The organism is endosymbiont of Lamellibrachia barhami, from assembly GCF_011947365.2.
Classification (GTDB): Bacteria; Pseudomonadota; Gammaproteobacteria; order Chromatiales; family Chromatiaceae; genus QGON01.
In genome coordinates, this window is record NZ_JAAVSH020000001.1 from 2,545,909 (window position 1) to 2,551,327 (window position 5,419).

4 protein-coding genes are annotated in these 5,419 nt (G+C 58.2%); all 4 read left to right on the plus strand.

Translation table 11 applies throughout. The features are described from left to right. Positions 1-204 precede the first annotated feature (204 nt). The 4 genes from G9Q73_RS11490 (at position 205) to G9Q73_RS11505 (ending at position 5,025) form a co-directional block, all read left to right on the plus strand. On the plus strand, positions 205-705 hold the full coding sequence (locus G9Q73_RS11490) for an acyl-CoA dehydrogenase domain-containing protein (RefSeq protein ID WP_177419911.1): 501 nt from the start codon (positions 205-207) through the stop codon (positions 703-705). Between the two features lie 117 nt (positions 706-822). Next, positions 823-2,112 (plus strand): acetyl-CoA C-acetyltransferase, encoded by a 1,290-nt coding sequence (locus G9Q73_RS11495; RefSeq protein ID WP_177419912.1) that lies wholly within the window; start codon positions 823-825, stop codon positions 2,110-2,112. Continuing rightward, positions 2,109-4,136: a 3-hydroxyacyl-CoA dehydrogenase NAD-binding domain-containing protein gene (locus G9Q73_RS11500; RefSeq protein WP_177419913.1), complete on the plus strand. Its 2,028-nt coding sequence runs from the start codon at positions 2,109-2,111 to the stop codon at positions 4,134-4,136. The genes G9Q73_RS11495 and G9Q73_RS11500 overlap by 4 nt, the downstream gene beginning before the upstream one ends. Before the next feature lies 1 nt (position 4,137). Then, the gene (locus tag G9Q73_RS11505; RefSeq protein ID WP_246345221.1) at positions 4,138-5,025 is read left to right on the plus strand and encodes an AMP-binding protein; all 888 of its coding nucleotides are present in this window, start codon (positions 4,138-4,140) and stop codon (positions 5,023-5,025) included. Positions 5,026-5,419 lie beyond the last annotated feature (394 nt).

Here is a 5,419-nt window from a genome sequence, read left to right on the forward strand (position 1 = left end):
TTTACGTATTGCTCCGCCGCAATTATCGGCGATCTGTCTGATGACCCTGGGCGGCGGCACTCAAACGCAAAGAGCTTCTGCACGGTTGGGTGACTTGCTGACAAATCCTACATTGCCAGTGCCGCCCCTGCTAATCTTTATCGATGGGCATCGCGCTTACCGGATATTCCCTGCTGCAGTGGGCGATGGAGGACTCTCGGTCGAATGCAGGAGGCCTTCGTCGGCATCTTTCGCAATCTGCCGTTTCGCCCGTTGGCCTGGATAGTAAGGCTGCTCACCTTCCCCACCGGACTGCCTTACCACAAACCCTCTGACCGCCTGGATCATGCCGTAGCGGGCGCCATCCTGCAGCCGGGTGAGGCAAGGGCGCGACTTACCGCCGGGATATTCCTCAGCAGTGATCTCCACGAACCTGTGGCGCGACTCGACCAGGCGTTAGCAGCCGCAGTGGCATCGTCCCCGATCGAGAAGACACTGCGACAGGCACGGCGGGCCGGACAGATTCACCCCGGCACCAACGAAGTGATGGTCGCCGAAGCAGTGGAGATCGGCATCCTCACTGAGAGCGATGCCCAGCTCGTGCTGGAGACGCAGAGGTTAAGAGACCAAGTCATACAGGTCGACGCCTTCGACGATCTGTCATCCAGAAACAAGGAAAAATCCCAACAGGGTGAGACATCGATCAGACATCTTGGTGCTGCGTAGGCCCGATCAAGCTTGCGGATCGGGCAATCCGGGATTGGTACAAAGGCTCGCTGCCGGATCCGCTGCGCTTGATCCGGCCTACGGCGAATTAGTTTCAGGTTTTGAAGGAGAAGGAGAATGGAAGAGAAGAGACCCGTCTATATCGTGGATGGCAGCCGTACACCGTTCATCAAGATGAAAGGCTATCCAGGCCCCTTCCGGGCATCTGATCTTGCGGTTGCCGCAGGCCGGCCACTGCTGGCCCGCCACAATTTCAGTCCGGCCCAACTGGATGAGGTTATCCTCGGGTGCGTCTCCTCTGGTCCGGATGAGGTCAATATCGCACGGGTTACCGCGCTGCGTATCGGTTGCGGCGACAAGGTGCCTGCCTGGACGGTACAGCGTAACTGCGCCTCGGGATTACAGGCGCTGGACAGTGCCGCACAAAATATCTCCACTGGGCGAAGTGATCTGGTTCTGGCCGGTGGTACCGAGGCGATGAGTCACCACCCGGTACTGATCAACAACCGCATGCTCAACTGGTTGGCCCAGTGGAACCGAGCCAAAGGCTTTAGCGCCCGCGGCCGTCAGCTTGCAGCCCTGCGTCCCCACCACTTTCAGCTGATCATCGCCCTGCTGCGAGGTTTGACTGACCCGATCGTCGGCCTCTCCATGGGACAGACTGCGGAAAAACTCGCCTGGCGCTTCAACATCAGTCGTGAGGCGATGGATGCCTTTGCCCTTTTGAGTCACCAGCATCTCGCACGGGCCGTCAAAGAAAAACGTCTGAATGAGATCGAACCGATCTTCGACAGCAAGGGTAATCTCTACGAGACGGATGAGGGTCTGCGAATCGACAGTGACATGGAAAAACTGGCCCGTCTGCGAGCGGTTTTCGACCGCCCGGTCGGCAAGGTTACTGCCGGCAACAGCGCCCAGGTGACTGACGGCGCCGCCCTACTGTTACTCGCATCCGAAGGTGCCGTCGAACAGCACCATCTGCCGGTGCTCGGCCGTATCATCGATACCGAATGGAGTGCACTTGATCCCAGCCAGATGGGGCTGGGCCCGGTGCATGCCATGGCCAGATTGTTGCAGCGCAGAAACCTGGAGAGTGAAGCCATCGACTATTGGGAGATCAATGAAGCCTTCGCAGCCCAGGTGCTCGCCTGCCTCGCCGCCTGGAAGGATGCCGATTACATGCAGGAAACAGTGGGTATAGACAAACCGCTCGCGCCTATCCCAAGGGATCGGTTGAATGTGGATGGCGGCGCCATCAGCATCGGCCATCCTGTCGGTGCAAGCGGCGCACGGCTGGTACTGCATCTCATAAAGACTCTGCATCAAAATGAGGCGCAAACCGGTGTGGCGAGTCTCTGTATCGGTGGCGGCCAGGGCGGCGCAATGTTGGTGGAGGCGGTGAAATGAAGACACACTGGAAATTGGAACGAACCCCTGACGGCATCGGTTGGCTCCATTTCGATCATGCCGACTCGCCGGTCAACATCCTCTCCACAGAAGCCTTTGAGCAGTTCGATGGCATACTGGCAGAGATCGAGGCCGATCCCCCCAAGGGATTGATCATCCTCTCCGACAAAAAATCTGGCTTCATCGCCGGTGCGGACGTGAAAAACTTCCGCAATGCCCAGCAACCCGACCAGGTTGAGGCGCACATCCACCATGTTCACAGAATCTTCCAACGTCTGGAGGATCTGGCCTGTCCCACCCTGGCGCTGATTCATGGTTTCTGCCTCGGTGGTGGTCTCGAACTCGCCCTCGCCTGCGACTATCGTATTGCGCGGGATGACCAGGGAACCCGCCTCTCCTTCCCCGAAGTCCGGCTCGGTATCTTTCCCGGCTATGGCGGGAGTGTGCGTAGTGTCCGCTTGCTGGGCCCAATTCCGGCAATGAAATTCATGTTGGGTGGACGCAGTATCAGTGGACGCAGCGCTAAACGGTTGGGATTGGTGGATCAAACAGCGCCGGAGCGCCAATTGAAACATGCCGCATCACAATTGATAAACTCGGCGCCGCCACCCCATCGACCGGCAGCCTGGCAAAAACTGCTGAACATCATCCCCGCACGCCAATTGCTCGCGCCGATACTGCACAGAGCGACGGCCAAAAAAGTACGCAGAGCGCACTATCCCGCCCCCTTCGCCTTGATCGATCACTGGCGTGATACCGGGGGAAACGAGCAGGTCATGTTTGCCAGTGAGGCGACAAATCTGGGCCAGCTGATCACCAGTCCAACGGCGCAAAATCTGATTCGGGTCTTCTTCCTGCAGGAGCGACTCAAATCGGTTGCCGCTGGTATCGACTTCAAATCCCGACAAGTGCATGTCATCGGCGGTGGCATCATGGGGGGCGACATCGCTGCATGGTGCGCCCTGAAGGGTCAGCGGGTCACACTGCAGGATCGGGAAGCGAAATTCCTCACCCAGGCAATAAACCGCGCCCACAAACTGTTTCAACGCAAACTGAAGTCCAAACGGTTGGTTCAGGCTGCCATGGATCGTCTAATGCCTGACCCCAGAGGCTATGGGGTCAAGCACGCAGATGTGGTCATCGAGGCGATATACGAGGATCTGGAGGCCAAACAGACCCTGTTCCGCGATCTTGAGTCTAAAGTGGGACCGGACACCCTGCTCGCCACCAATACCTCCAGCATTCCGCTGGAGAGTATCAGCGAATCGCTCGAAAACCCTGAGCGCCTGATCGGACTGCACTTCTTCAACCCGGTTGCGAAGATGCAACTGATCGAAGTGGTTTCCGGCAGAGAGACCGATCCCCTGTTAATGCAAAAAGGCGCCGCCTTCTCCCGCAGCATCGACCGCCTTCCCCTGCCGGTCAGAAGCAGTCCAGGATTTCTGGTCAATCGCATCCTGATGCCCTATCTGTTGGAAGCCATAGAGCTGCTGGGGGAAGGGGTCCCCGGTCCGCTGATCGACAAGGCCGCCACCCGCTTTGGCATGCCGATGGGACCCGTGGAACTGGCAGACCGGGTCGGACTCGATATCTGTCTTGCAGTGGCGAACAAGCTGGCGCCTGTCTTCAATCTTGAGGTGCCGGAACAGCTGCATGTGATGGTCGATCAAAAACGGTTGGGGGTAAAAACCGGCGTGGGTTTCTATCGCTACGAGAAGGGCAAGGCCATCAAGGAGAACCCGGACAGCCAGTTCCACGCGCCCAATGATCTGGCTGACCGAATGATCTTTCGACTGCTCAACGAAGCAGTTGCCTGTCTGCGGGAAAAGGTGGTCGAAGATGAGGATCTGCTGGACGCCGGTATCATTTTCGGCACTGGCTTTGCCCCTTTCCGCGGCGGCCCGATGCACTACATCCACAGCGGTGGATTAACACGTATGCGCCAACGCCTGAATGAACTGGAACAGTTGCACGGCGACCAGTTTCACCCGGACTCCGGCTGGACTAACTTGAGTGGTGCCTGACATGCTATTCTTTGAAACAAACCATGCGGAAACATCGGCGCTCAAACCGGTGCGAGATAACGGCAATCACAATCACGGAATGGATGAGATGAGGGAACAGAAGACCGACTATATTCTGCTCGAGGCGGCAGATACCCTGGGCGCACTTTTTCAGGAACGGGTTCGCCGTACGCCTGATGCTGTTGCCTATACCCAATTCGATCCGGTTTCGGTGCGCTGGCAGGATATGAGCTGGCGCGAGATGGGCAGTGAGGTCGCCCGCTGGCAGGCCGCCTTCCGGCAGGAGAATCTGAAACCCGGCGAACGGGTCGCCCTGATGCTGCGCAACTGCCGCGAGTGGGCCATGTTCGACCTTGCCGCCCAGGGACTGGGGCTGGTCACCGTTCCCATCTACACCAACGACCGCCCGGAGAATATCGGTTACATTCTGCAGGATGCAGGCGTCCGCCTGTTACTGCTGGAAGGGGATGAACAGTGGCAGAACCTGCAACAGATCCGTCACCAGCTGGCGGGACTCAATCGTATCCTTACCATTGAACCTGTCGATCCCATGGGACTGCAGCCACGCCTGGCCTCCCTGGCCGACTGGTTACCCGCAGAAGCGGGGGAATATGAGGCCGCGGATATTGCTTCCGATGCCCTCGCCTCTCTTGTTTATACCTCAGGAACAACCGGGCGCTCGAAAGGGGTCATGCTCAGCCACCGCAATATCCTCTGGAATATCGAGGGCTGGGTTGAGCTCTGTTACCATCTATCCCGGCGACCGTTTCTCTCGCTTCCTGCCCACTCTCCCCATGCCCTGGAACGCACCGTCGGCTACACGCTGCCGATCGCGGTCGGCGCCAATCAATACGCCTACGCAAGATCCACCATTGGGAAGGATCGGTGATCGGAGAATAAAACCGAGCGATTATGATCTCCGTACCGCGCGCATCTTTGAGCGTATGCACGCCAAGATACAGGCAAAGCTGGCAGTGATTCACTTCGTTGCCCACGCAAGCTTTCAGTGCGGCAGTCGAGCAGGCTGGCTGCGCTTCGAACAGCGGCCAGGCGGGCGCCATGGAGCGCACAAAACTGGCACTCTGGCCGTTCTAAAAACTGGTTGCCAGTAAGATTCAGGCAAACTCGTTTAACCTTGGACGGTTGCGGATCTGCGCCGTTCAAGACGCGGCTTCTGACCCCGGAGATCGCCAAGCTCTTCATCGGGCTGGGTGCCGATCCTGCGGGGATATGGTCTGACTGAGACCAGTCCGATTATCACTGCAAATCCGCTGGATAATCGG

Excerpts from the sequence above, each read along its gene's own strand:
- G9Q73_RS11490 (WP_177419911.1), top strand. The coding sequence starts at position 205 with ATGCAGGAGGCCTTCGTCGGCATCTTTCGCAATCTGCCGTTTCGCCCG.
- G9Q73_RS11495 (WP_177419912.1), top strand. The coding sequence starts at position 823 with ATGGAAGAGAAGAGACCCGTCTATATCGTGGATGGCAGCCGTACACCG.
- G9Q73_RS11500 (WP_177419913.1), top strand. The coding sequence starts at position 2,109 with ATGAAGACACACTGGAAATTGGAACGAACCCCTGACGGCATCGGTTGG.
- G9Q73_RS11505 (WP_246345221.1), top strand. The coding sequence starts at position 4,138 with ATGCTATTCTTTGAAACAAACCATGCGGAAACATCGGCGCTCAAACCG.